Origin of the sequence: Streptomyces misionensis (assembly GCF_007896895.1) — a bacterium.
Classification (GTDB): domain Bacteria; phylum Actinomycetota; class Actinomycetes; order Streptomycetales; family Streptomycetaceae; genus Streptomyces; species Streptomyces misionensis_A.
Genome location: NZ_VOGW01000199.1, coordinates 73702 through 98826, shown reverse-complemented (window position 1 = coordinate 98826; position 25125 = coordinate 73702). Strand labels below are relative to the sequence as shown.

At 71.3% G+C, this 25125-nt stretch carries 19 protein-coding genes, 5 tRNA genes and 1 pseudogene; 11 read left to right on the top strand and 14 right to left on the bottom strand.

Annotated features, from left to right (window positions below; translation table 11 throughout):
• On the bottom strand, positions 1 to 550 hold a 550-nt coding region (locus tag FRZ03_RS37030; RefSeq protein WP_146469627.1), incomplete at its 3' end, for a DUF4188 domain-containing protein.
• Between the two features lie 82 nt (positions 551 to 632).
• On the opposite strand from FRZ03_RS37030, the gene FRZ03_RS37025 reads away from it, so the two are divergent.
• Positions 633 to 1277, top strand: coding sequence for a MerR family transcriptional regulator (locus FRZ03_RS37025; RefSeq protein ID WP_146469442.1), 645 nt, complete (start codon positions 633 to 635; stop codon positions 1275 to 1277).
• 74 nt (positions 1278 to 1351) lie between these two features.
• Here the strand turns inward: FRZ03_RS37025 and FRZ03_RS37020 are convergent.
• The 9 genes from FRZ03_RS37020 to FRZ03_RS36980 form a co-directional block, all read right to left on the bottom strand.
• Positions 1352 to 1424, bottom strand: a tRNA-Glu gene (locus FRZ03_RS37020).
• Positions 1425 to 1452: 28 nt separating this feature from the next.
• Positions 1453 to 1524 (bottom strand) — tRNA-Gln (locus tag FRZ03_RS37015).
• 21 nt (positions 1525 to 1545) lie between these two features.
• Positions 1546 to 1618 (bottom strand) — tRNA-Glu (locus tag FRZ03_RS37010).
• 29 nt (positions 1619 to 1647) lie between these two features.
• Positions 1648 to 1720: transfer RNA gene (locus FRZ03_RS37005), tRNA-Glu, on the bottom strand.
• A gap of 21 nt (positions 1721 to 1741) precedes the next feature.
• Positions 1742 to 1813: transfer RNA gene (locus FRZ03_RS37000), tRNA-Gln, on the bottom strand.
• Between the two features lie 90 nt (positions 1814 to 1903).
• A complete protein-coding gene (locus tag FRZ03_RS36995) occupies positions 1904 to 2635 on the bottom strand; it encodes an HAD family hydrolase (RefSeq protein ID WP_186785820.1) in 732 nt (243 codons plus the stop codon).
• Positions 2636 to 2791: 156 nt separating this feature from the next.
• On the bottom strand, positions 2792 to 4315 hold the full coding sequence (gene gltX / locus FRZ03_RS36990) for a glutamate--tRNA ligase (RefSeq protein ID WP_261399495.1): 1524 nt from the start codon (positions 4313 to 4315) through the stop codon (positions 2792 to 2794).
• Positions 4308 to 5093 (bottom strand): fumarylacetoacetate hydrolase family protein, encoded by a 786-nt coding sequence (locus tag FRZ03_RS36985; protein WP_146469441.1) that lies wholly within the window; start codon positions 5091 to 5093, stop codon positions 4308 to 4310. The genes gltX and FRZ03_RS36985 overlap by 8 nt, the downstream gene beginning before the upstream one ends.
• Before the next feature lie 420 nt (positions 5094 to 5513).
• Positions 5514 to 5708, bottom strand: coding sequence for a hypothetical protein (locus tag FRZ03_RS36980; RefSeq protein WP_180329259.1), 195 nt, complete (start codon positions 5706 to 5708; stop codon positions 5514 to 5516).
• Between the two features lie 583 nt (positions 5709 to 6291).
• Between FRZ03_RS36980 and FRZ03_RS36970 the strand changes: the two genes are divergently transcribed.
• The 8 genes from FRZ03_RS36970 to FRZ03_RS36935 all read left to right on the top strand — a co-directional run bounded on the left by FRZ03_RS36970 (position 6292) and on the right by FRZ03_RS36935 (position 17086).
• Complete coding sequence (locus tag FRZ03_RS36970; RefSeq protein WP_186785819.1) at positions 6292 to 10299, top strand: sensor histidine kinase; 4008 nt, start codon at positions 6292 to 6294, stop codon at positions 10297 to 10299.
• A 9-nt stretch (positions 10300 to 10308) separates the two neighbouring features.
• The gene (locus FRZ03_RS36965) at positions 10309 to 10722 is read left to right on the top strand and encodes a roadblock/LC7 domain-containing protein (protein ID WP_070022333.1); all 414 of its coding nucleotides are present in this window, start codon (positions 10309 to 10311) and stop codon (positions 10720 to 10722) included.
• 111 nt (positions 10723 to 10833) lie between these two features.
• Positions 10834 to 11232 carry a DUF742 domain-containing protein gene (locus FRZ03_RS36960; protein WP_070022334.1) on the top strand — a complete coding sequence of 133 codons (399 nt, stop codon included), beginning with the start codon at positions 10834 to 10836 and terminating at the stop codon, positions 11230 to 11232.
• Positions 11213 to 11788 carry a GTP-binding protein gene (locus FRZ03_RS36955; RefSeq protein WP_085566720.1) on the top strand — a complete coding sequence of 192 codons (576 nt, stop codon included), beginning with the start codon at positions 11213 to 11215 and terminating at the stop codon, positions 11786 to 11788. The genes FRZ03_RS36960 and FRZ03_RS36955 overlap by 20 nt, the downstream gene beginning before the upstream one ends.
• A gap of 377 nt (positions 11789 to 12165) precedes the next feature.
• Positions 12166 to 15426 carry a sensor histidine kinase gene (locus FRZ03_RS36950; protein ID WP_186785818.1) on the top strand — a complete coding sequence of 1087 codons (3261 nt, stop codon included), beginning with the start codon at positions 12166 to 12168 and terminating at the stop codon, positions 15424 to 15426.
• 10 nt (positions 15427 to 15436) lie between these two features.
• Positions 15437 to 15850, top strand: coding sequence for a roadblock/LC7 domain-containing protein (locus FRZ03_RS36945; protein WP_004983065.1), 414 nt, complete (start codon positions 15437 to 15439; stop codon positions 15848 to 15850).
• A gap of 95 nt (positions 15851 to 15945) precedes the next feature.
• The gene (locus tag FRZ03_RS36940; RefSeq protein ID WP_146469437.1) at positions 15946 to 16515 is read left to right on the top strand and encodes a DUF742 domain-containing protein; all 570 of its coding nucleotides are present in this window, start codon (positions 15946 to 15948) and stop codon (positions 16513 to 16515) included.
• Positions 16496 to 17086 carry a GTP-binding protein gene (locus FRZ03_RS36935; protein ID WP_070022337.1) on the top strand — a complete coding sequence of 197 codons (591 nt, stop codon included), beginning with the start codon at positions 16496 to 16498 and terminating at the stop codon, positions 17084 to 17086. The genes FRZ03_RS36940 and FRZ03_RS36935 overlap by 20 nt, the downstream gene beginning before the upstream one ends.
• A 150-nt stretch (positions 17087 to 17236) precedes the next feature.
• Here FRZ03_RS36935 and FRZ03_RS36930 read toward each other — a convergent pair.
• Positions 17237 to 17373, bottom strand: a pseudogene (locus tag FRZ03_RS36930) (acyl-CoA carboxylase subunit epsilon).
• A 35-nt stretch (positions 17374 to 17408) separates the two neighbouring features.
• On the bottom strand, positions 17409 to 19004 hold the full coding sequence (locus FRZ03_RS36925; protein ID WP_146469436.1) for an acyl-CoA carboxylase subunit beta: 1596 nt from the start codon (positions 19002 to 19004) through the stop codon (positions 17409 to 17411).
• Between the two features lie 401 nt (positions 19005 to 19405).
• On the opposite strand from FRZ03_RS36925, the gene FRZ03_RS36920 reads away from it, so the two are divergent.
• The gene (locus tag FRZ03_RS36920) at positions 19406 to 20008 is read left to right on the top strand and encodes a YceI family protein (RefSeq protein WP_146469435.1); all 603 of its coding nucleotides are present in this window, start codon (positions 19406 to 19408) and stop codon (positions 20006 to 20008) included.
• A gap of 260 nt (positions 20009 to 20268) precedes the next feature.
• On the top strand, positions 20269 to 20709 hold the full coding sequence (locus FRZ03_RS36915; RefSeq protein ID WP_146469434.1) for a MarR family winged helix-turn-helix transcriptional regulator: 441 nt from the start codon (positions 20269 to 20271) through the stop codon (positions 20707 to 20709).
• Positions 20710 to 20743: 34 nt separating this feature from the next.
• On the opposite strand, the gene FRZ03_RS36910 is transcribed toward FRZ03_RS36915, so the two are convergent.
• Together FRZ03_RS36910 and FRZ03_RS36905 are read right to left on the bottom strand one after the other, a co-directional pair.
• Positions 20744 to 22048, bottom strand: a complete 1305-nt coding sequence (locus FRZ03_RS36910) for a hypothetical protein (RefSeq protein ID WP_146469433.1) — start codon at positions 22046 to 22048, stop codon at positions 20744 to 20746.
• 54 nt (positions 22049 to 22102) lie between these two features.
• Complete coding sequence (locus FRZ03_RS36905) at positions 22103 to 25120, bottom strand: glycoside hydrolase family 3 protein (RefSeq protein WP_146469432.1); 3018 nt, start codon at positions 25118 to 25120, stop codon at positions 22103 to 22105.
• Positions 25121 to 25125: the final 5 nt, after the last annotated feature.

The window sequence follows — 25125 nt, the reverse complement described above, 5'->3', positions numbered from 1 at the left end:
GACCGGCCTGCCGTTCGTCTTCGCGGTGTGGGCGGCCCGGCGCGACTACCTGGAGCGGGGGCCGCGCCTTCCCCGCCCGGTGGGCGAACCGGTCCGCGGCGTACCGCCCCCGCCGCTCCAGCGGCACCTGCCCGTACGCCTCCGCCAGCCCGAACGCCGGCATGTCCGCGTAGATCGCCTCGTAGGACCCCTCCGGCACCACGTACGCCTCGTGCCAGATGCCGACCTGCCCGCGCAGCCTGCCCGCCCGCTCCGCGCGGTTGACCCGTGCCCACACCTCGTGGTGGAAGGCGTCGGGCGCCGTGGCGTAGGCGTACAGCTTCTCCTTGGACTCCCAGTACTGCACGACGTAGTACGTGCGCGGCGACGCCGTCAGCAGCACCTTCGCGCGCAGCCCCCGGGAGGGGTCCCGGGCCAGTTCCCGCAGCATCCGCAGCATCGCGAGCATCACCGGCACCCACAGGTGGACCGCCCGGAAACGGTTGATGCGCATGCCGATCAGCAGGACGACGACCTCGCCCTCCGCGTCGGCGGTCGTACGGGACACCATCGCTTCCCCCTTCGTTGGTGAGCGGCACTATCCAAAGTGCGCATGTTTGGATAGTGCCCCTGTCCAAGAGGGGATGCAAGGGATGCGGCTCGCCGAACTGAGCAGACGCAGCGGGGTGTCCACCGCGACGATCAAGTACTACCTGCGCGAAGGGCTGTTGCCGCCGGGCCGCCGGCACAACGCGACGACGGCCGAGTACGACGAGGAGCATCTGCGCCGGCTGCGGCTGGTGCGGGCGATGATCCAGGTCGGCCAGGTGCCGGTGGCGAAGGTGCGCGAGGTCCTCGGACACGTGGACGACGACTCCCTGGGCCGCACGATCCGCCTGGGCGCGGCGCTGTGGGCGCTGCCCCAGGTGCCGGAGCCGGACGCGGACGACGAGCACGTCCGGGCCGCGCACGAGGAGGTCACCGCGCTGCTGGACCGGCTGGGCTGGGAGAACGCCAAGCGGCTGACGACCATCTCCCCCGCCTACCGCTCGCTGGTGGTGGCGGTCGCCGCGTTCCGCCGGCTCGGCTACCGCTGGGGCGCCGAACAGCTCGCGCCGTACGCCGAGTTGATGCACCGGACCGCGGTGCTCGACCTGGACAACATGGAGACGCATCCGTCCGAGGCCGAGGGGATCGAGTTCGCGGTGCTGGGGGCGATCCTCAACGAGCCGGCGCTCCAGGCGCTGCACCGGCTGGCCCAGGAGGAGGAGACGGCGCGACGGTACGGCTTCGAGTGAGCCCGGCAGCCGGCCGGCCCTGCGCCGGGTACGGCGAAGGCCCCCCACCGAAGTGGAGGGCCTTTCCCTGGGTGTACCCCCGACCGGATTCGAACCGGCGCTACCGCCTTGAGAGGGCGGCGTGCTAGGCCGCTACACAACGGGGGCGTGGACGCTGCGTTTCCGCAGGTCCGAGCTGGTCTACCTGGACTCGAACCAAGACTAACTGAACCAGAATCAGTCGTGCTGCCAATTACACCATAGACCAATGATGGTTTAGACCAGTCAGTACCCCCGACCGGATTCGAACCGGCGCTACCGCCTTGAGAGGGCGGCGTGCTAGGCCGCTACACAACGGGGGCCCTAGCGATCCCGACAAGATCAGGATCAGTACCCCCGACCGGATTCGAACCGGCGCTACTGCCTTGAGAGGGCAGCGTGCTAGGCCGCTACACAACGGGGGCTTTGCAGATAAGCTCTGCGAGCTGGCCTACCTGGACTCGAACCAAGACTAACTGAACCAGAATCAGTCGTGCTGCCAATTACACCATAGGCCACTGGAACTCAAGCCCCTGCGGGGTTCTCGTTCTAGCTTGCTCCTCGGGGTTCCGGCCTTCCGGCCCGTTCCCCTCGGCGCAGGAAGAACATTACCCGAAGGTGGACGGGGCTCCAAAACGAGTATCCGAGCGCAGCAGCGCCGGGAGTTCGGCGAGGCCGGCGATCCGGTGCACGCCCGCCTCCGCGGCGGCCCGCGCGGACGCCGTCCCCCGGTCGATCCACACGGACACAAGACCGGCCTCGGCGGCGCCCCGCCCGTCGATCTCCGGGTGGTCGCCGACGTACGCCACCCGGTGCGGGGGCAGGCCCAGCGCCTCGCAGGCGGCGAGGAAGGCCTCCGGGCGCGGCTTGGAGACGCCCAGCTCGGCGGCGCACAGCACGGCCTCGAAGCGGTCCAGCAGACCGAGGACGCGCAGTTTGCGCTCCTGGACGGTGATGCTGGAGTTGGACAGCACGGCGTGCCGGTGCGTGGCCGCGAGCGCCTCCAGCGCGGGCAGGACGTCCGGGAACAGGGCCCAGGCGGCCTCGTAGTGCCCCACGTACCGCTGGAACCAGGCGTCCGCCTCGGCGTCTTCCAGCTCCGTGCCGAGGAACGCCCGTACCCGGTCGCGCCGCTGCTCCTGCCAGCCGCACTCCCCCGCCGCGTGCCGCGCCCAGTGCACGTCGGTGATCCGCCGCCAGTGGGCCAGCGCGTCCTCCACGGTGCCGTAGCGCCCGAGCAGGCCCTCGACGGCCAGGTGCGCCCGCATCCCGTGCCGGTCGGCGGCGGTGTAGTCGAAGAGGGTGTCGTCCACGTCCCAGACCACGGCTTCGATGCTCACGCCTTCGACCGTAACGCCGGGCGGCGGGGCGCGTCCGGGGATCGGGCGCACGGCACCGGCCGGTGAGCGACGTCACACGGCGGGTGTCCGCGGACGCCGAGGGGCGGCACCCGGGGTTCCGGGTGCCGCCCCTGTCGCGCGGTGGGCGGGCGGCGGTTACGCGGCCAGCCTGGTCAGGGCCGCGTCGATGCGGGCCAGCGTCTTCTCCTTGCCCAGGACCTCCAGGGACTCGAAGAGCGGCAGGCCGACGGTGCGGCCGGTGACCGCGACGCGGACCGGGGCCTGGGCCTTGCCGAGCTTGAGGCCGTGGGCCTCGCCGGCGGCCAGGACGGCCTCCTTGAGGGACTCGGCCGACGTCCAGTCCGCGGTCTCCAGCTTCTCCCGGGCCGTGCGCAGCAGGGCGTCGGAGCCCTCCTTCATCGCCTTGGTCCAGGACGCCTCGTCGAAGACCGGCTCCGGCAGGAACAGGAAGTCGACGTTCTCGGTGATCTCCGAGAGCACCTTCAGCCGGGTCTGCGCGTGCGGGGCGATGGCCTGCCACTTCGCCTCGTCGAAGGCCTCCGGCGCCCAGGGGGCGAAGGGCGCCTTCAGCCAGGTGCGGCAGCGCTCGGTGAACTCCTTCACCTCCAGCATGCGGATGTGGTCGGCGTTGATCGCCTCGCACTTCTTCAGGTCGAAGCGCGCCGGGTTGGGGTTCACATCGGAGATCTCGAAGGCCTCGACCATCTCCTCGATGGTGAAGATGTCCTTGTCGGCCGAGAGCGACCAGCCCAGCAGGGACAGGTAGTTGAGCAGGCCCTCGGGCAGGAAGCCGCGCTCGCGGTAGAGGTTCAGCGAGGACTGCGGGTCGCGCTTGGAGAGCTTCTTGTTGCCCTCGCCCATCACGTACGGCAGGTGGCCGAAGGCGGGGACCCGCTTGGCGATGCCCAGCTCCATCAGCGCCTTGTACAGCGCGATCTGGCGCGGGGTGGAGGAGAGCAGGTCCTCGCCGCGCAGCACGTGCGTGATCTCCATCAGCGCGTCGTCCACGGGGTTGACCAGCGTGTACAGCGGGGCGCCGTTGGCGCGGACGATGCCGTAGTCCGGCACGTTCTCCGCGGTGAAGGTCAGCTCGCCGCGCACCAGGTCGTCGAAGGTGATCGTCTCGTCGGGCATCCGGAAGCGGACGATCGGGGTGCGGCCCTCGGCCTGGTACCGCTCGACCTGCTCGGCGGACAGGTCGCGGCAGTGGCCGTCGTAGCCGGAGGGCTTGCCGGCGGCGCGGGCGGCCTCGCGGCGGGAGTCCAGCTCCTCCTGGGAGCAGTAGCAGTGGTAGGCGTAGCCGCCGTCGAGCAGCTTCTGCGCGACGTCGGCGTAGATGTCCATGCGCTGCGACTGGCGGTACGGCGCGTGCGGGCCGCCGACCTCGGGGCCCTCGTCCCAGTCGAAGCCGAGCCAGCGCATCGCGTCGAGCAGCTGGTTGTAGGACTCCTCGGAGTCGCGGGCCGCGTCGGTGTCCTCGATGCGGAACACCAGGGTGCCCTGGTGGTGCCGGGCGAACGCCCAGTTGAACAGGGCGGTGCGGACCAGGCCCACGTGGGGGTTGCCGGTGGGCGAGGGGCAGAATCGGACGCGGATGGGAGACGGGGATACCCCCTGCTCGAGCGAAGCCGAGGGCTTGGGGGAGGGTGCGCTAGCCACGCTTGACAACCTTGTTGGTGAGAGTGCCGATGCCTTCGATGGTGACGGCGACCTCGTCGCCGACGTTGAGGGGGCCGACCCCTGCCGGGGTGCCGGTGAGGATGACGTCGCCGGGCAGCAGCGTCATGGCCTCGGTGATGTTGACGATCAGGTCCTCGATGGGGTGGATCATCTCGCTGGTGCGGCCCAGCTGGCGCTGCTCGCCGTTGACGGTGAGCTGCACGGTCAGGTCGTTGGCACGGGCGAGGTCCAGGTCGGTCTCCACCCAGGGGCCGAGCGGGCAGGAGCTGTCGAAGCCCTTGGCCCGGGCCCACTGCTTCTCGCGGCGCTGGACGTCACGGGCGGTGACGTCGTTGGCGCAGGTGTAGCCGAAGATCACGTCCTTGACGCGCTCGCGGGGCACCTCGCGGCACATGCGGCCGATGACGACGGCCAGCTCGGCCTCGTGGTGCAGCTCCTGCGAGAACGAGGGGTACCGGATCTCGTCACCGGGGCCGACGACCGAAGTGGACGGCTTGAAGAAGGCGAACGGGGCCTCGGGCACCTCGTTGCCCAGCTCCCGCGCGTGTTCCGCGTAGTTGCGGCCGAACGCCACGACCTTGTTGGGGAGGACCGGCGGGAGCAGCCTGACCTTGCTCAGCGGCACCTTCGTCCCGGACAGCTCGTGGTCGGCGAAGGGGATGCCCTTGATGATGTCGAGGACGAGTTCGTCCTGCTTGTCGCCCTCGACCGCGCCGAAGGCTACGTTCCCGTCGATGGAGAACCTGGCGATGCGCACGGGTGCTTGCGCCCCTCACTGAGAACCGGCGTACTGACGCCCAAGGTTAACCGGTCGGGCGGCCCGGCGTTCGGCCGGGAGCGCATGGCGAGGTGTTTTTCCGGCGCCGTAAAGCGCTTAACGGGAATTCCCGTTTCCGGTGTTTCCGGGAGCGGCCGGGCCGTGACTCGGGACGGCACTCGGGCCTGTGACCTGCGGCGATGACGTCCCGCGCGGTCTGCTGGCAGGGACCCGGAAGGGCGCGGCGGCCCGTGCCGGCGCCGCCGATAAACGCGGCGGTGGGAATGCGCTGGAAAACATGTGCGGCCGTCCGGCCGGCCGATCCGGTCCGCCGAAAAGACGAGCGCGGCCCGGAAGATCATCATCAGTGGGTGATGATCTTCCGGGCCGCGCCGGGCGCCTTCGCGGGGCGCGTGCCGGTCACTCGCCGGCCGGGGCCGCCGCGGGCTCGGGGACGTCGACCAGGATGGTGCGACGGGGGTTGGCCGTCTGGGCCGGGAGTTCGACGGACTGCTCCGGCAGCGCCGGCGTCTGCAGCTCGCCGGCGTCCTTGAGGTGCGCCAGGGTCGTGCGTCGCGGGTTGGCTATCTTGTGGAACATCATCGTCGTCTTCACGGTTGTACGGGTCCTCGTCCTGTGTCGGCGGGTGCCAGAGCGGCGTGACAGATACGTCCCTCATGTAAAGCGTCAGGCTAAACATCCGATTCCCCGACGAACTCGCCAACCGGCCTCGATCTTGGTGTGATTTTGCTCACCAACTCATGGGCAAACCGGTCAATTCCGGCCGACAACCCGCCCTAACGAAACGGACATTGAGGTCTGGAAGCCACCATTCCGCTGCCGATCATGGCGACTCAGACACGTGCCACCAGGCGGCGACTCGCAGGGATACGCCCGTTATGGGAGAGATCGACTTCCACGACTGGTGACCGGACACTCACCCCTTGTCACAGTTGTCACAGCTCGCCGCTCGGCCCTTGTTGGAGATCCGGCACTGTGCTGGAATTCCACGGACCGCCGCGGGATCGAGCCGGCGCGCAGGGGGCGCAACGCAGCGCCGAGTGGCGGCGAGACAAGGGGGAACCAGCGCCGGTCACTCAAGACCACCGGGGGGCGTTTTCAGGGCGCCCGCCACGACGCCGACACCGTGTTCCTCCGTTCACGCGGAGGGGCGCCTGGTCCAGAGGTTGCGACGCTAGTGCAGGGACGTTTCAAGAGGGATGGCAGCGCTTCGGCGGAGCCGGAGGCGCACGACGGGACTGGCCCCATCAAGGGCAGCGCCTCTCCCCAGCACGCCCAGAACCCGGGCCCGGCTCCGTCCAAGGACGGCGGTGAGCGCACCCGCCCCGGCGCCTCGGCCCCCCCCGCCGCCCAGGGCGCCCCGAAGTCCGCGGGCCCCGCGCCGACCGCGAAGTCCGCATCGGCCCCCGCCGGCACCGGCTCGCGCATGGCCCTGCGTAACTGGCGCATCTCCACCCGCCTGGTCTCGCTGCTCGCCCTCCCCGTGGTCGCGGCGACCTCGCTGGGCGCCCTGCGCATCAACGAGAACCTGAACGACATCCAGCAGCTCGACAACATGAAGCTGCTGACGGACATGACCAAGCAGGCCACCGAGCTGGCCGCCGCGCTCCAGGAGGAGCGCGACCAGTCCGCCGGTCCCCTGTCGCACGGGCTCAGCGCCGGCGACTACACGGTCAAGGGCTACCAGCAGAAGACCGACCGGGCCCGCGCCAACTTCCTCGACGCCTCCGAGCAGATCGACGAGGCCAGCAAGAACGGCCAGTTGCAGGGCGTGCGCGACGCGCTGGTGGGTCTCGCCAACCAGCTGGACGACCTGGCCAAGATCCGCCGGTCCGCCTACGAGTCCAAGGCCAACTCCTCGCAGACGATCGAGTCCTACCACCGGCTCATCACCCAGCTGATCGACCTGTCCCAGGACATGGCCGAGGCGTCCAGCAACCCGGAGATGATCTCGCGCACCCGCGCCCTGGCGGCGTTCTCCACCGCCAAGGAGTACGCGTCCGTGCAGCGCGCCACCATCGCCGCCGCACTGCCCTCGACCACCGACAGCAAGGCCAACCTCTCGGAGAACGACCGCCTCTACGGCGAGTCGGCGTACGAGAGCGAGAACTCCGAACTCGCCATCTTCCGCAAGATCTACGCGAGTCAGAACGCCGAGGAACTGCTCAAGCCGATCGACGAGGGCAACCCGACGATCGAGTCCGCGGACACCTACGCCAAGCGCGCCTTCGAGCAGCGCGGCGGCCTCGCCGACCTGCCCCCGCGCTCGTACCGCGACTGGGTGGACGACAGCTCGACCAAGATCGAGCAGATGAAGAAGATCGAGCACACGCTGCTCGAGGACATGGAGCAGAAGGCGCGCGAGCTCAAGAGCGCCACCCAGCGCGACGCCATCATCTCCGGTGCGCTGATCCTGCTGGTGCTCGGTGTCTCGCTGGTCGGCGCGTTCGTCGTGGCCCGCTCCATGATCCGTTCGCTGCGCCGGCTCCAGGAGACCGCCACCAAGGTCGCCCAGGAACGCCTGCCCGAGCTGGTCAAGCACCTGTCCGAGTCCGACCCGCAGGACGTGGACACGTCCGTGGAGTCGGTCGGTGTGCACTCCCGCGACGAGATCGGCCAGGTGGCCGCGGCCTTCGACGACGTGCACCGCGAGGCGGTCCGCCTCGCCGCCGAGCAGGCCCTGCTGCGGGGCAACGTCAACGCGATGTTCACCAACCTCTCGCGCCGCTCCCAGGGTCTGATCCAGCGTCAGCTGTCGCTCATCTCCGAACTGGAGTCCCGCGAGGCCGACCCGGACCAGCTGTCCTCGCTGTTCAAGCTGGACCACCTCGCCACCCGTATGCGCCGTAACGGCGAGAACCTCCTCGTCCTCGCCGGCGAGGAGCCCGGCCGCCGCTGGACCCGCCCGGTCCCGCTGGTCGACGTGCTCCGCGCCGCCGCCTCCGAGGTGGAGCAGTACGAGCGCATCGAGCTGGCCTCCGTGCCGACGACCGAGGTCGCCGGCCGGGTCGTCAACGACCTCGTGCACCTGCTCGCCGAGCTGCTGGAGAACGCCACCTCGTTCTCCTCCCCGCAGACCAAGGTCAAGGTCACCGGTCACGCGCTGCCCGACGGCCGGGTGCTGATCGAGATCCACGACACCGGTATCGGCCTGTCCCCCGAGGACCTGGCCGCGATCAACGAGCGGCTGGCCTCGCCGCCGACCGTGGACGTCTCCGTCTCCCGCCGCATGGGCCTGTTCGTGGTCGGCCGGCTGTCCCAGCGGCACGGCATCCGCATCCAGCTGCGCCCGTCCGACTCCGGTGGCACGACCGCGCTGGTCATGCTGCCGGTGGACGTCGCCCAGGGCGGCAAGAAGCCGGCTCCCGGCAAGCCCGGCGGGCCCGGCGCAGGCGGCGGTCCGGCCGCCGCGCAGGCGGCCGCGGGTGCCGCGGCGGCCCGGCGCGGTGGCGCGGGCGGCGGCGGCCAGGGCGGTGGGCTGCTCGGTTCCGGCCCCGGCGCGCACGGCCAGGTCGGCGCCGGCCAGGGTCCCCGGGCCGCGCTGCCCGGAACCGGCCAGGGCGGCGGCCGTCCGAACGGCCCCGGTGGTCCGCGCGGTCCGCAGCGCGGCGCGCCCGGTGCCCCCGGTGGCTTCGGCGCGCAGGCGCCGGGTGCCGCGCAGGGCCTCCAGGCCGCCGACCCGGCCGGGGCGCAGCAGGATCTCTTCTCCGCCCGCGGCCCGCGGCGCGGCTCCGCCGACTCCGGCGAGCAGGGGCGCCAGCCCCAGCTGCCGGCCCGCGGCGGCCCGCGCGCCGAGCTGCCCGGCGGTGACGCCCGGCGCTCCCAGGACTGGAACGACGGCCGGGCCTCGCTGGACACCCCGCGCGGCCACGACGAGCAGGACCCCTCGGGCACCGCGACCATGCCGCGGATCGACGACCGGCAGGGGCCGGGCTCGACCGCGGAGATGCCCCGGATCGACGCCCAGGGTCCCGGCGCCACGGGCGGGTTCGCGCGCCCCGAGCTGCCCGGCACCCCCGGCTCCCAGGGCACCGGCCAGTTCGAACTCCCGCAGCACACCGGGCAGTTCCCGCGTCCCGACGCCGGCCAGTACGGCCATCCGGAGGCGGCGCACGACACCGGGCAGTACCAGCGGCCCGACATCGGTCACGAGACCGGCCAGTACCAGCGGCCCGACAGCGGGCACGACACGGGCCAGTACCAGCGGCCCGGGGAGACCGGCCAGTACCAGGTTCCCGACGCCGGGCAGTACCAGCGGCCCGACGCCGGACAGCACACGGGCCAGTACCAGCGGCCCGAGGAGACCGGTCAGTACCAGGTTCCCGACGCCGGGCAGCACACCGGCCAGTTCCCGCAGGCCGGGCTCCCCCGGGACACCGGCCAGTTCCCGCAGGCCGAACTTCCGCGCCAGAACGGGCAGTTCACGCGCCCGGACGCCGCGCAGGCGCCGGGCCGGTACGACGGTCCGGGCGGCCGGCAGGACGACGGCTCGTTCGTGCGCTCCGACATCTTCGGCACGCCCGCGCGGCCGGAGGAACCCGCCCAGGACACCGGCCGGTTCGCGGCCCCGCAGCAGTACGACGGCGGCTTCGACAACGGCGGCACCGGACAGCACGCGCTGCCCGGCCGGCCGGACCCCGCGCACACCGGCCAGTTCGACCGCGCGCAGCCGCCGGCCCGCGACGACTTCGGCGCCCCGCGCCCGCCGGCCCCGCAGCAGGCCCCGGCCCGTCAGCAGCCGGAGGCACTGCCGCCGGCCAGCGGTCCCGGGGACGGCCGTACCCCGCTGTTCGACACGCTGGAGACCAACTGGTTCCACGGCGGCGGCCAGCAGCAGGACGCGACCACCGCGCAGCAGCCGCAGAACCCGCAGCGCCCCGCCGACACCACCGGCTCCTGGCGCACCTCGCCGAACGACGAACTCGTGCGCCAGGCCGAGCGGGTGCGCCAGCCCGCCTCGGGCGGTGTCACCACCTCCGGCCTGCCGCGCCGGGTGCCCAAGGCCAACCTGGTCCCGGGCACGGCTCAGCAGCAACAGCACCAGGCTGGTCCGCAGGTGTCGCGTGCGCCCGACGACGTACGCGGCCGGCTGACCAATCTCCGTCGGGGCATCGCCCAGGGCCGTCAGGCCGGCAGCGGCCAGACCGGCAGCCACCCGAGCCCCACTCACCAGCAGGAGCGTTAGTTGAGTCCGATGAGCCAGGCGGCACAGAACCTGAACTGGTTGATCACCAACTTCGTGGACAACACCCCCGGGGTGTCCCACACGGTGGTGGTCTCCGCCGACGGCCTGCTGCTGGCGATGTCCGAGGGTTTCCCGCGGGACCGCGCGGACCAGCTGGCGGCCGTCGCCTCCGGGCTGACCTCGCTGACGGCCGGGGCGTCCCGGATCTTCGAGGGCGGCACCGTCTCCCAGACGGTCGTGGAGATGGAGCGGGGGTTCCTCTTCCTGATGTCCGTCTCGGACGGCTCGTCCCTCGCGGTACTGGCCCACCCGGAGTGCGACATCGGCCTCGTCGGCTACGAGATGGCACTGCTCGTCGACCGCGCGGGGGCGGTACTCACCCCCGACCTGCGCGCCGAACTACAGGGCAGTCTGCTCCACTGACCGGCCCCGGCACCACCCACCTCACGAAAACACCGTCCGGCCGCCACAAACCCCCCACCGGCCCCGTCAGACGGCTTGACTGACCGACTTGCTGTCCCGCCCGGAGGATCCATGACCCCGCCCACCGCCCATCACGATCCGTACGCGGAACCGTACGGTGACGAGGGCGACCAGCCGCTGGTGCGGCCGTACGCCATGACCGGCGGCCGTACCCGGCCGCGCTACCAGCTCGCCATCGAGGCGCTGATCAGCACGACGGCCGACCCGGCGGCGCTCATGGGCCTGCTCCCCGAGCACCAGCGCATCTGCCACCTGTGCCGTGAGGTCAAGTCGGTGGCGGAGGTCTCCGCGCTGCTGAACATGCCGCTCGGTGTGGCTCGGATCCTGGTGGCCGACCTCGCCGAGGCCGGCCTGGTCGCCGTGCACCAGCCGGGCGGCGACGAGAACAACGGCGGCGCACCGGACGTGACGCTGCTCGAAAGGGTGCTCAGTGGACTTCGCAAGCTCTGACGCGGGCCGGGCCACCACCTCGGCGAAGATCGTGGTGGCGGGCGGCTTCGGCGTGGGCAAGACCACGTTCGTCGGCGCCGTCTCGGAGATCAACCCGCTGCGCACAGAGGCCGTCATGACGTCCGCGTCGGCCGGCATCGACGACCTCACCCACACCGGGGACAAGACCACCACCACGGTGGCCATGGACTTCGGCCGCATCACCCTGGACCAGGACCTCATCCTGTACCTCTTCGGTACCCCCGGACAGGACCGCTTCTGGTTCATGTGGGACGACCTCGTCCGCGGCGCCATCGGCGCGGTGGTCCTCGTCGACACCCGCAGGCTCGCCGACTGCTTCCCCGCCGTCGACTACTTCGAGAACAGCGGCCTGCCCTTCGTCATCGCGCTCAACGGCTTCGACGGTCATCAGCCGTACACGCCGGACGAGGTGCGCGAGGCGCTCCAGATCGGCCCCGACACCCCGATCATCACCACCGACGCCCGCCACCGCGCCGACGCCAAGAGCGCGTTGATCACGCTGGTGGAGCACGCGCTGATGGCGCGGCTGAGGTAACACTCAAGTACAACGCCCCGTACGGCAGTTGTCGTAGGGGTGAAGGAGCCGACTGTGGCCTTTGACACGGTCGGCTCCGGTGTTCATAACAGTTCGGCAGAGGAATCGCCCGAGTCCACCACGCGACGCGGTCGAACGATGCCGCTGCGCGCACGGTTGCCCCGCCTTTTGGCGGGGCTCGCTCTTTATGACCGTTTTATCTCTCGCTTACAACGGAGCTGTCACGTGGTTTCCACTGTTTGGAAGTGCACTGGTCCACGTGCTGGAATGCCTGAACTGCCCCATGGTCAAAGACGTAACCAGCGATCGATGACGAACCGGGCTCTGAGAGACTGCGGCACGACGTAGGTGCCGACCGCCGAGAGGTTGTTGGTCGAGTGAGGCGAAGCAAGAACGGTCCCGAGCCGTCGGCACGGGGCAACTTCACCCCGCCGCCGCGCGCCGCGGCGCCCACCCCGGCGCCCGCGGAGCCGACGGCCGCGCCCGTGTCGGGCGGCGGCCGCTTCTCCCCGCGCAACTGGCGGGTGCCCACCCGTCTGAACGCGATCCTCCTCATACCCGCGGCCGTCGGCCTCGTCATGGGCGGCTTCCAGGTCAACAACTCGATCGACACCTGGCAGCAGGCCCGCGACGCCGAGAACACCGCCCGTCTGGTGCGCGCCGCCCTCACCTACGCCGACGCCGTCGAGAACGAGCGCGACATCACGGCCGAGCCGCTGCTGCTGAACAAGAAGGACGCCAAGAGCAAGGCCGCGATCGCGAACGCGCGCAAGGCGACCGACGAGGCCGCCGCCGGCTTCGACGCGGCGACGAAGAGCATGCCGCACACGGCGGGCCTGGAGCGCCGGCTCAAGCTGTTCCGCAAGGCCGAGCCCGAGATCCAGGAGCTGCGCAAGACCGCGTACACCTCCAAGCTCACCGGTGTGCAGACGGAGGAGCGCTACGTCGACGTCGCCCACCCCCTGATGGAGTTCGCCAACGAGCTGGGGCTGGGCACCGGCAACATCACCTCCTACGGTCGTACCGTCTACGCCATCTCGCTGACCAAGGCGGCGCTGTCGCTGGAACGCTCCATCGGCATGCACCTGCTGGTCAAGCCGGGTCCGGACGCGCCGAACCTGGCCACCCAGCGGGTCTCCCTGTCCTCGTACGCCTACCTCGAGCGCATCGCGATCGAGGAGTACAAGGGCGGTGGCACCGCGGCCGACTCGCAGGTGCTGGCCGATGCGGAGAAGAAGGTCACGGCGGACGCGGCGGCACAGGCCGCGCAGGCCCGGCAGAGCGACCCGAACTACGTGCCGCCGCCGTCCAACCCGACCAGCATGGTCTCGGCGCTGGCCACGCTGAAGGACACCAGCCCGGCCGCCCGGGACGCGCTCGCCGCGAACGGGGTCACCGCCGACAACTGGTGGGCGGTCAACACGCTGAAGTACCGGGCGTACCGCACCATCGAGTCGGACATGGCCGACAAGGCGGTGACCGAGGCGTCCGGCATCGCCGACGACGCCAAGACCTCGGCGCTGATCACCGGTACCGTCGTCGTGCTCGCCCTGCTGCTGGCCTTCTTCCTGGCCGGTGCCGTCGCCCGGCAGATGAGCCGCGCCATGCGCCAGCTGCGCAACGCCGCCTTCGGCATCGCCGAGCAGCGCCTGCCGATGCTGGTCGACCAGCTCTCGCGCACCGACCCCGGCCGGGTGGACACCCGGGTCGCCCCGATCCCGATCCACACCAAGGACGAGATCGGCGAGGTCGCCCGCGCCTTCGACCAGGTCCACCGCGAGGCCATCCGGCTCGCCTCCGAGCAGGCCCTGCTGCGGGGCAACATCAACGCGATCTTCACCAACCTCTCGCGCCGCAACCAGTCGCTGATCGAGGGCCAGCTGACCCTGATCACCGACCTGGAGAACAACGAGGCCGACCCGGACCAGCTGGAGAACCTCTTCCGGCTGGACCACCTGGCCACCCGTATGCGCCGCAACGGCGAGAACCTCCTCGTCCTCGCGGGCGAGGAGCCCGGCCGCCGCTGGGACCAGCCGGTGCCGCTGGTCGACGTGCTGCGCGCCGCCTCCTCCGAGGTGGAGCAGTACGAGCGCATCGAGCTGTCCGGGGTTCCGGAGGCCGAGATCCACGGCCGCGCGGTCACCGACCTCGTGCACCTGCTGGCCGAGCTGCTGGAGAACGCCACCACGTTCTCCTCGCCGCAGACCAAGGTGCGCGTCACCGCGACCCGGCTGCCCGACGGCCGGATCATGATCGAGATCCACGACAAGGGCATCGGCCTGACCGCCGAGGACTTCGCGGACATCAACCACAAGCTGGCCAACCCGCCGACCGTGGACGCCGCGATCTCCCAGCGCATGGGCCTGTTCGTGGTCGGCCGGCTGTCCGACCGGCACGGCATCCGGGTCCAGCTGCGTCCCTCCGGCGAGCAGGCCGGCACCACGTCGCTGGTCATGCTGCCGGACGCGATCACGCACGGCGGTGGCGGCGAAGCCCCGCTGGAGCGCGAGGAGTTCACGGTCTCGCAGATCATCCCGGAGCAGCAGTTCCGGTCCGAGACCCCGCAGCCGCAGCAGCCGCTGCGCACCGCCGCCGAACTCGGCTTCGACGACAGCCGGTACGGGGAGGCCCCCGACGACCCGCGCGAGCTGGACCCGGTCGGCCGCTCCCTGCTGCGCGAGAACCGCCGCGCCGCGCTGGAGGCCCAGGCCCAGGGCCAGCAGCAGCCGGCCGAGCCGCAGCACGACACCGCGGAGACGTACGCGGACCCGCTGTTCGACGGTCAGAGCACCGGCTACCACGAGCAGCCCCAGCAGCCCCAGCAGCCGTACGGGGATGCCCCGTACCAGGAGGCCGCGTACCAGGAGACCCCGTACCAGGAGGCCGCGTACCAGGAGGCCGCGTACCAGGAGCCGTACGCCGAGACGCACTCGGCTTCGTACGAGCGGCCGTACGACGAGCAGTTCTACGCCCAGAACGGTCAACTGCCGGGTGGCGAGGGCTACTCGGCGAACGACGGTTACCCGGGGAACGGGTATGCGGAACCGGTGCAGAACGCGGCCTACCAGGGCGAGTGGCAGCAGCAGGACGGCTACCGGAACGGCTACCCGGCCCACTACGCTCCGGAGGCGGAGTCCACGCAGGCCGCTGACGCGGACGAGCAGAACCGCGTAGGCTTCGACAGTCCGGGAACGGCCTCTCCCGCCGCACACGAGCTGACCGACGCGGGGCTGCCCCGCCGGGGCTCCGTGGCGAACGGTGCCGACGGCACGAACGGCGCGGGACATGTGCAGCAGGAAGCGCCGGCTCCCGCGGCGGAGACCGCGCCGGGGAACAGCGGCGAGGGCGACTGGCGTTCGGCCAATGACGAGCGCTGGCAGCAGGCCTCCCAGCTGCGCAAGCCCAAGGCCGGCGGGGTCACCGCCTCCGGGCTGCCCCGGCGGGTGCCCAAGGCCAACCTGGTCGAGGGCAGCGCCGAAACCACCCCCCAGGGAGGCCCCCAGGTCTCCCGCGCCCCGGAGGACGTCCGGGGCAGGCTGAGCAACCTGCGCCGGGGCGTCCAGCGCGGACGCAACGCAGGAACCGATACGAACGGCCAGGGCTTCGGTCCTGACAGCACCTACAACCAGGAGCGTTAGTGTGAGCCCGATGAGCCAGGCGGCACAGAACCTGAACTGGTTGATCACCAACTTCGTGGACAACACCCCGGGGGTGTCCCACACGGTGGTGGTCTCCGCCGACGGACTCCTTCTGGCGATGTCCGAAGGCTTCCCCCGTGACCGCGCCGACCAGCTGGCGGCCGTCGCCTCCGGTCTGACGTCGCTGACCGCCGGTGCCTCGCGCATCTTCGAGGGCGGCAGCGTGAACCAGACGGTTGTGGAGATGGAGCGGGGATTCCTCTTCATCATGTCCATCTCGGACGGATCGTCCCTCGCGGTCCTGGCCCACCCGGAAGCGGACATCGGCCTCATCGGGTACGAGATGGCCCTTCTGGTGGACCGCGCGGGCACGGTCCTCACCCCGGATCTCCGCGCGGAGCTCCAGGGCAGCCTTCTCAACTAGTAATCGGACGGTGCGTATTCGCGTCCCGGGGCCGTAAGGTTTCGGGACGCGGCTCCACACGGATGGGTGCCCGACGCAGTTCGGAGGAGGAGAAAGTGGCAACACCCCCAGGAGGCTCGCCCTCGGGCAATTGGTCGTACGGCCCCGCACAGGGCCACGGCGACGGCTCGGCGAACCCGTACAACTTCCCCTCCACCCCCCAGCACCGGCAGCCGTACGTCCCGCAGGGCCCCGGACCCTCGCCGTACGACCAGCCGCCGGCGCCGCGCATCCAGCCGGTCCAGCCGCAGCGCCGCCCCGAGCCGGCGCCCGCGACCGCATCGAACAACCCCTTGGTGCGTCCGTACGCCATGACCGGCGGCCGGACCCGCCCGCGCTACCAGCTCGCCATCGAGGCGCTGGTGCACACCACCGCTGCTCCGCACCAGATGCAGGGCCAACTGCCCGAGCATCAGCGGATCTGCAACCTCTGCCGGGAGATCAAGTCGGTGGCCGAGGTCTCGGCCCTGCTCACGATCCCCCTCGGCGTGGCCAGGATCCTCGTCGCCGACTTGGCGGAGGCGGGCCTGGTCGCCATCCATCAGCCCGGCGGCGACGAGAACGCCGGTGGCCAGCCAGACGTGACACTGCTCGAAAGGGTGCTCAGTGGACTTCGCAAGCTCTAGCGGAGGGCCGGTTTCTCAGAGTCGCTCCACCACCTCCGCGAAGATCGTGGTGGCGGGCGGCTTCGGCGTGGGCAAGACCACGTTCGTCGGCGCCGTCTCGGAGATCAACCCGCTGCGCACAGAGGCCGTCATGACGTCCGCGTCGGCCGGCATCGACGACCTCACCCACACCGGGGACAAGACCACCACCACGGTGGCCATGGACTTCGGCCGCATCACCCTGGACCAGGACCTCATCCTGTACCTCTTCGGTACCCCCGGACAGGACCGCTTCTGGTTCATGTGGGACGACCTCGTCCGCGGCGCCATCGGCGCGGTGGTCCTCGTCGACACCCGCAGGCTCGCCGACTGCTTCCCCGCCGTCGACTACTTCGAGAACAGCGGCCTGCCCTTCGTCATCGCCCTCAACGGCTTCGACGGCAACCAGCCGTACTCCCCGGACGAGGTGCGCGAGGCGCTCCAGATCGGCCCCGACACCCCGATCATCACCACCGACGCCCGCCACCGCGCCGACGCCAAGTCGACGCTCATCACGCTGGTGGAGCACGCGCTGATGGCACGGCTGCGCTAGGCGAACGCACGGCCTCCCCACTGCCCGTGACGGTCGGACCCGTCCGCGGGCAGTTCGTGCTTTCCCGGCCCGCGCGGCGGCGCCCCAGGGTGACCACACAGAAGCAGGGCCCCTCCGAAGAGGGGCCCTGCTTCTGTGTGGTGTCTCGGCTCAGTGCCAGCTGTGCGGGGCGCGGAAGCCGGGCTCGCGCTCCAGGCGGCGGCGCGGGCCAGGAGGACCGCCGTGATGGCGGCGACCTCCTCGGGCTCGGCGTGGCCCTTCTCGACGCGGATGTCGGCAGTGCTCATGGGTGTCAGTCTCCGTGAGAGGGATGTCCGCTCGGTTACTGCGGGGGGTTGCCGTGCTTGCGGGACGGGAGGTCGGCGTGCTTGGTCTGGAGCATCGCCAGCGACTTCACCAGCACCTCGCGGGTCTCGGCCGGGTCGATGACGTCGTCGACCAGGCCGCGCTCGGCGGCGTAGTACGGGTGCATCAGCTCGGACTTGTACTCCTTGACCATCCGCGCGCGCATGGCCTCGGGGTCCTCCGCCTCGCCGATCTGGCGTCGGAAGATGACGTTGGCCGCGCCCTCCGCGCCCATCACCGCGATCTCGTTCGTGGGCCAGGCGTAGGTGAGGTCGGCGCCGATCGACTGCGAGTCCATGACGATGTAGGCACCTCCGTACGCCTTGCGCAGGATGAGCGAAATCCTCGGCACGGTCGCGTTGCAGTAGGCGTAGAGCAGCTTCGCGCCGTGCCGGATGATTCCGCCGTGCTCCTGGTCGACCCCGGGGAGGAACCCGGGCACGTCCAGGAAGGTCACGATCGGGATATTGAAAGCGTCACACATCTGGACGAAGCGCGCAGCTTTTTCACTCGCCTCGATGTCGAGTACGCCCGCGAGGACCTGCGGCTGGTTGGCGATGATGCCGACCACCTGGCCGTCGAGGCGGGCCAGCGCGCAGATGATGTTGCGGGCCCAGCGCTCGTGGACCTCCAGGTACTCGCCGTCGTCGACGATCTCCTCGATGACCTTGGCCATGTCGTACGGCCGGTTGCCGTCGGCCGGGACCATGTCGAGCAGGACGTCCGAGCGGCGGTCGGCCGGGTCGGTGCACTCCACCCGCGGCGGGTTCTCGCGGTTGTTCTGCGGCAGCAGCGACAGGAGGTAGCGCACCTCCGCGATGCAGGTCTCCTCGTCGTCGTAGGCGAAGTGGCAGACGCCGCTCGTCTCCGCGTGGACGTCCGCGCCGCCCAGGCCGTTCTGGGTGATCTCCTCGCCGGTCACGGCCTTGACCACGTCCGGACCGGTGATGAACATCTGGGACGTCTCGCGGACCATGAAGACGAAGTCCGTCAGGGCGGGGCTGTACGCCGCGCCGCCCGCGCACGGGCCGAGCATCACGCTGATCTGCGGGATCACCCCGGACGCGGCCGTGTTGCGGCGGAAGATGCCGCCGTAGCCCGCGAGTGCGGTCACGCCCTCCTGGATGCGGGCGCCGGCGCCGTCGTTCAGCGAGACCAGCGGCGCGCCGGCCGCGATGGCCATGTCCATGATCTTGTGGATCTTGGTGGCGTGGGCCTCGCCCAGCGCGCCGCCGAAGATCCGGAAGTCGTGCGCGTAGACGAAGACCGTACGGCCCTCGACCGTGCCCCAGCCGGTGACGACACCGTCGGTGTACGGCTTCTTCGCCTCCAGGCCGAAACCGGTCGCCCGGTGCCGCCGCAGCTGCTCGACCTCCTGGAAGGAACCCGGGTCGAGGAGCAGTTCGATCCGCTCCCGTGCCGTCAGCTTGCCCTTGGCGTGCTGCGCCGCGGTCGCCTTCTCGCTGGGACCGGCCACGGCCCGCGCACGGATGTCGTGCAGTTCGGCGACCCGTCCGCGCGCGTCCGTCGGCTCGCCGGTCGGCTCACCCGTCGTCTCTTCCAAAACGGTCATGTAGCGACCTTACGAAGGACACCAAGGAAAGCGAGCCGTCGACTCCGTACAGTCTCCGGCCCGTTTTCCTGGTGCGAGTGAACAGAACCACGGCAGCGTGCAGCCGTTCCGACTGCTCAGAGGCGGCTTGCGTTGTAGGGAGTCCACAAAGGTGACACCGCGGACCCGGCCCACATTAGTGGGTCGGGCATGCCATCCCTGGAGTGACGCCGCCCCTCGGACGGCCCCCTGCGCGGCCCGCGCACCCCCACCGTATGCGCTCCCGGCGAAGCGCGCGCAGAGTGACGGTAGGTCACCGCTCCGACACTTTGTGGATGATGTTGAAAACTAAACGAAAAAGGTCTACCGTCGAATTCGTCGAGTTCGTTGAACGTTAAACATATGGCTCCCGGGAGGACGTCATGGGCATCTTCGGCCGCAAGGACAACCGCACCACCACCCCCGCGCAGGCCGCCGGCACCGACCTGGCCGCGCTGACCGGCGACTACACGATCGACCCCGCGCACACCACGATCGAGTTCGTGGCCCGCCACGCCATGGTCACCAACGTGCGGGGCGGCTTCCAGGACTTCACCGGCAGCCTCCACCTGGACGGCCAGGACCCGACCCGCTCCACCGCCACGCTCGACGTCAAGATGGCCAGCATCGACACCGGCAACGCCGACCGCGACGGGCACCTGAAGTCGGCCGACTTCTTCAAGATCGACGAGTTCCCGGACATGACCTTCAGGTCCACCAAGGTGGAGCCCCTCGGCGGCGACGACTACCGCGTCACCGGCGACCTCTCCCTGCTCGGCGTGACCCGGCCGATCAGCATCGACCTGGAGTTCAACGGCGTGGCCAAGGACCCGTTCGGCAACGAGCGCGCCGGTTTCGAGGGCAAGGCCGAGCTCCTGCGCTCCGAGTGGGGCCTGACCTGGAACGCGGCGCTGGAGACGGGCGGCGTCCTGGTCTCGGACAAGATCAAGCTGAACTTCGACGTCTCCGCGATCAAGAACGCGTGAACCGGCGGCGGCCGGACGGGCCGCGCGAATCCCGCACCCCGAGCGTGCCCGCCACCCCGTAGCCGGGGGACGGCGGGCACGCTCGACTGCCGTACGGGCGCCTGGAGCCCGACCCGCGGACCCGGCGGCCGTCCAGGACAGCGGCACGGCCGCCGTCGTCCCCACGGTTTCATAAGCGTTGCGTATCAGTCGCCCGCGAACTGTCCGAGAACAGAGCCCGCAAGACCGGGAATTGATAAGCGCGTGCGTACGATGCCGCCATGGATCATCTCGCGGAAGCCGCCGCCCTCCGTCATGCCGTCGTCCGGATCAACCGGCGGCTGCGGCAGGAGCGTGGCGAGGGGGGCCTGAGCCCCAACCAGCTCGCGGTGCTCGGGTATCTGCAAGCACACGGGTCGGCCACCCCGGGCCGGATCGCGGCGCGGGAGCGGCAGCGGCCGCAGTCCCTCACCCGGGTGTTCGCGGACCTGGAGGCGGAGGGACTGATCGTACGCGAGCCGGACCCGGACGACCGGCGGCAGTCCGTGCTGACCCTCACCGAGGCGGGGCGGCGGACGCTGGAGCGGGACATGGCCGAGCGGGACATCTGGCTCGCCGCGGCGCTGAGCACGCTGGGCGAGACGGAGCGCGGGGTGCTGACGCTGGCGGGGGCCCTGCTGGAGCGGCTCGGCGCCATGGAGATACCCGGCACCGAGACCTGAGGGGAGCAGACGCCTCCGCGCGGCGCCGTGGGCCTCAGTCGCCGAAGCCGCCGCCGAAGTCGCCGGGGTCGAAGTCCGTGCCGGAGACGTCGCCGCCCTGGTAGTCGCCGCCGAACCCGCTGAAGTCCCCGTATCCGGCGCCGTAGTCGGCCGCGTAGGACGGGGTGGCCATCATGGAGCCGAGCAGGGTGCCGACCAGCAGGCCCGGGAGGATGCCGCCGCCGAAGTAGCCGCCCGCCCAGGGGCCGTAGGCGGGGCCCGCGTCCCAGTAGGGGCGGCGGCCCTGCTCGGTGTCCACCTGGCGGATCGCCGGGTCGAGGCCGTCGGCGAGCCGGGCGGCGTCGGCGGCGCAGACCGGCACCTCGCGCGGGGCGCCGCCGGGCGGCGTCCAGGTGGCGTCCGTGACCGAGGGGCCGTGGCGGGGGTCGAAGAAGCAGGGCGGGCGGCGCTCGGGCAGCGGGCGGCCGGCGCGGCGCGCGGCCAGCGTGGCCAGCGAGAACCGGCCGTCCTCCAGGGCCTGGGTGACCGGGCGGACGTCCTCGGGCCTCGCGGCCTCGGCCATCCGCTGTTTCGCGGTCTCGTAGGCGTCCAGGGCGTGTGCGTAGTCCGCGCGCATGGCGTCGTCGGCGCCGGGTTCGCCGGGTTGGAAGTCCAGGCGGTCCAGTTCCTCGCCGAAGGCGGTGATGTCCTCGTCCACGACCACCCGCAGCCGCTCCAGGGCGGCCCGCTGCTCCTCCTCGCGGCGCCGCCGATTGCGGCGGACCAGGGCGTACGCGCCCGCGCCGCCCGCCACCAGCACCGCGCCGACCGCGATCAGGCCGGCGCCGGACCCGCCGGACCCGTCCGCGGCGTGCCAGCTGCTCGGGGCGTGGCCGCCCAGGTTGGCGAGGGCACGGTCGGTGAAGTCGCCGAGCTGGGCCTTGGCGTTCTCGCCCTGGACGCTGTTGACCAGGTTCTGCCGGGCCGTCGGGGTCATCACCGAGGCGTCGGCGCGGGCGTCGAAGCGGTCGCCGAGGCGGATGCCGTACAGGCCCGTGATGCCGGTGGCGGCGCGGAGGTCGGCGAAGAGGTGCGCGGTGGGGTAGCCGGCCGGCAGGACGGCGATGAACAGTGGCTTGTTCGCCTTCTTGATCCGGTCGGCCAGCGCGTCGGCGTCCGCCCGGGACAGCTGGGCGGACGCCGCCGGGTCGACGTAGACCGGGCCGGTGCGCAGGGCGCGGGCGATCGTGGAGACGCTGGTCTGCGCGCTCGCGCCGGGGGCGAACGCGGTCGTCAGGACCAGGACGAGCACGGCCAGCAGCAGTGCGGTCAGGCTTCGGGTCCGCGGGACGGCGTTCATGTCTCGACGCTACCCGAAGCCTTTCGCGTGGGCCGGTTCAGGGCGGTCCGGCGGTCATGCCGCGCGGTACGCCTCCGTCAGCTTCTGCACCGCCTTCCCGTAGTGGCCGGCGAGCAGCAGGTGGTCCGCGTCGGCGAAGGGCTTCGCCAGGGCCGCGGTCATCCGCTCCCCCGCCTTCTGCTGGACCAGCAGCCGGGCCCGGGTCACCAGCTGCCGCCCCTGCCGGGCGTCACCGCGCCGTTCGGCCGCCGCCGCCCGCGCGGCCAGCGACTTCAGGGCGCCCGGGCCGCCGTGCGGGACGGCGGTGCCGGTGGTCAGGCCCCACCCGTAGGGGAACTGGGGGTCGTACGACGCGTCGCCCACGTTGATCGGCAGCTGGGACTCGGACTTCGGCCAGGTGACCGGGAGCTGCCCGGTGAAGGGGCGGTCGCCGTAGAGGACGTCGGCGACGCCCTCGCCCTCGGTGCCCGGCAGCCAGGAGGCCACCAGGGAGTCGATCTCGCCGAGCCGGTCGCCGATGAGCTGGGGCCGGCCGGAGACGATCAGCACCACGCACTTCATGGCGCCGCACACCTTGTCCACGGCCGCCCGGTCCGCGGCCGACAGCGACAGGGAGTGGCCGTTGCCGACGTCGCCGACGCCCTCGGCGTACGGGGTCTCGCCGACGACGACCACGCCGACGTCGTAACCGCCCGTCGGGGCGGAGGCGTCCTTGGAGTAGGTGACGTTCGCGCCCGCCTCGCGCATGCCCTGGAGGATGGTGGTGCCGGGGACGGTGTTCCCCGAGGCGCCCTGCCAGGTGAGGGTCCAGCCGCCGGTCTGGTTGCCGATGTCGTCCGCGTCGGAGCCGGCGACGTACACCTTCTCGCTCTTCCTCAGCGGCAGCAGCCCGCCGCTGTTCTTCAGCAGCACCTGCGACTCGGCCGCGGCCCGGCGGGCGACGGCGCGGTGGGCCGGGGAGCCGATGGCGGCGGCGCCGCCGGTGTCGGCGTACGGGTGCTCGAACAGGCCCAGCCTGAACTTCTCGGTGAGGATGCGGGAGACCGCGTCGTCGAGCCGCGCCGCGCCGACCCGGCCGGCCTTCGCCTCGTCGACGAGCGTGGTGCTGAACTTCCTGTAGGTGGAGGGCACCATCATCATGTCGACGCCCGCGTCGACGGCGGTGCGGACCTGGTTCGCGTAGTCGCCGGGGAGCTGGTCGACGGCGTTCCAGTCGCTGATGACGAAGCCGTCGAAGCCCATCCTGTTCTTCAGCTCGCCGTTGATCATGTCGCCGCGGGCGGTCATCCTGACCGGGCCCTTGCCGTCACCGGTGATGTCGAGGGAGGAGAACGACGGCATGACCGTGCCGATGCCGCGCCGGACGGCGGTCTCGAACGGCGCCAGGTGGATGTCCTCCAGCTGCTGCCGGGTGACGGTGGTGACGCCCTGGTCGATGGTGTACGTGCCGGTGGTGGAGGACCCGTAGGCGGTGCCGCCGTCGCCGACGTAGTGCTTGGCGGTGGCCAGGACCTTGTCGTCGCGGCCCAGGTCGCTGCCGTCCGCCCGGCCCTGGAGCCCCTGGATCACCGTCTCCATGGACTCGACCAGTGCGGGGTCCTCGCCGAAGGACTCGTAGGAGCGGCCCCAGCGTTCGTCGCGGCTCACGCAGAGGCAGGGCGCGAAGTCCCAGGGGATGCCGGTCGCCCGGACCTCGGCGGCCGTCACGGCGCCCGTCCGCTCGGCGAGCCCGGGGTCCCTGGTCGCGCCGAGGCCGATGTTGTGCGGCATGACCGTGGCGCCGTAGAGGTTGTTGTGGCCGTGCACCGCGTCCACGCCGTAGATCAGCGGGATCTGGAACCGCGTCGCCCGCGCGCGCAGCTGGAAGCCGTCGATCATCCGGGCCCAGGCCTCGGGGGTGTTGGGCGTGGGCGTGGAGCCGCCGCCGGACAGCAGTGAGCCGAGGCCGTAGGAGGCGATGTCGCCGGGGACCAGGCCGTCGCGCTCGGCCTGGGTCATCTGCCCGGCCTTCTCCTCCAGGGACATCCGCGACAGCAGGTCGGCGACCCGCTTCCGCACCGGCAGCTTGGGGTTCAGATACGGCAGTCCGTGCGCGTCGATGACGATCTGCGGGGTCTCGGCGGGGGCCTTGGCACCGGTCACGGTGAGCTTGAGCGGGATCGTCTCGGCGGACTCGCCGGCCTTGTCCTTGCGGGTGGGGACCTGGATGGTCGCCGAGGCGCCGGAGGCGGTGCCGGCCGGGAAGGTGAGGGTGCCGGAGACCGGGGTGTAGTCCTGACCGGCGGTGGCGGTGCCGCCCTCGGTGCGGTAGGAGACGGTCACCGGTTCGTCCACGGGGCGGTCGCCGGTGGTGGCCAGGGTGACCCTGACCTTGGCGGTGCCGCCCTCCGTCACCGGGTGGACGGGTGCGTCGGTGCTGACGGCGGCGCGCAGCGTCTGGTCCGCCTTGCCGTACAACTCCACGTCGTCCATGGCGAATTCGCCCTTGGCGCCCGCGGGGAGCGTCACCGCGTAGCCCCACATCCGCGTCAGGCCGAGGACGTGGTCGATACCGCCGACGGGCTGGTAGTCGGTGCGGTAGGTGAAGTCGCCGAAGGGGAGCCGGATCTGCTTCCAGCCGGTGAAGTCGTCGGTGAAGGAGGCCGTCCACAGCTCGGAGGCCTCGCCGTTCGTGCCGCCGTCCTTGATCTCGAAGGCGACCTTCCCGCCGTTGTCGTGCCCTTCCCACCAGAAGCGGATGCCCTGGTGGGCGGACCAGTCGTGGGCGGGCCGATCGGCGGCGAAATCGTGGGTGAAGCCGCCGTAGCCGCTGATGTCGTAGGTGCCGGCGAGCACCTTGGCGCCCTCGGGGGCGTCGGCGCGGTCGGCGAGGCGGAGCGCGGGCGGGTCGTCGGTGTCGCCGCCCCAGGTGAAGATGCCGTCGGCGGGCTGGGACGCGAAGGGCACCTCGCCCTCGAAGCGGTCGACGGGCACGGGCGGCGGGTCGTCGGCGGCCTGGGCCGCCGCGGACAGGGGCAGCAGGGCGGCGAGCAGGGCCCCCGGGAGGAGCAGGGCCGTTCTTGGTCTCGGCATAGACC

What these genes read in the sequence shown, in the direction of transcription:
- FRZ03_RS36965 (WP_070022333.1), top strand. Translation starts at nt 10,309, where the DNA reads ATGAGCCAGGCGGCACAGAACCTGAACTGGTTGATCACCAACTTCGTG.
- FRZ03_RS37025 (WP_146469442.1), top strand. Translation starts at nt 633, where the DNA reads ATGCGGCTCGCCGAACTGAGCAGACGCAGCGGGGTGTCCACCGCGACG.
- FRZ03_RS36925 (WP_146469436.1), bottom strand. Translation starts at nt 19,004, where the DNA reads ATGACCGTTTTGGAAGAGACGACGGGTGAGCCGACCGGCGAGCCGACG.
- FRZ03_RS36915 (WP_146469434.1), top strand. Translation starts at nt 20,269, where the DNA reads ATGGATCATCTCGCGGAAGCCGCCGCCCTCCGTCATGCCGTCGTCCGG.
- FRZ03_RS36920 (WP_146469435.1), top strand. Translation starts at nt 19,406, where the DNA reads ATGGGCATCTTCGGCCGCAAGGACAACCGCACCACCACCCCCGCGCAG.
- FRZ03_RS36960 (WP_070022334.1), top strand. Translation starts at nt 10,834, where the DNA reads ATGACCCCGCCCACCGCCCATCACGATCCGTACGCGGAACCGTACGGT.
- FRZ03_RS36910 (WP_146469433.1), bottom strand. Translation starts at nt 22,048, where the DNA reads ATGAACGCCGTCCCGCGGACCCGAAGCCTGACCGCACTGCTGCTGGCC.
- FRZ03_RS36905 (WP_146469432.1), bottom strand. Translation starts at nt 25,120, where the DNA reads ATGCCGAGACCAAGAACGGCCCTGCTCCTCCCGGGGGCCCTGCTCGCC.
- FRZ03_RS36945 (WP_004983065.1), top strand. Translation starts at nt 15,437, where the DNA reads ATGAGCCAGGCGGCACAGAACCTGAACTGGTTGATCACCAACTTCGTG.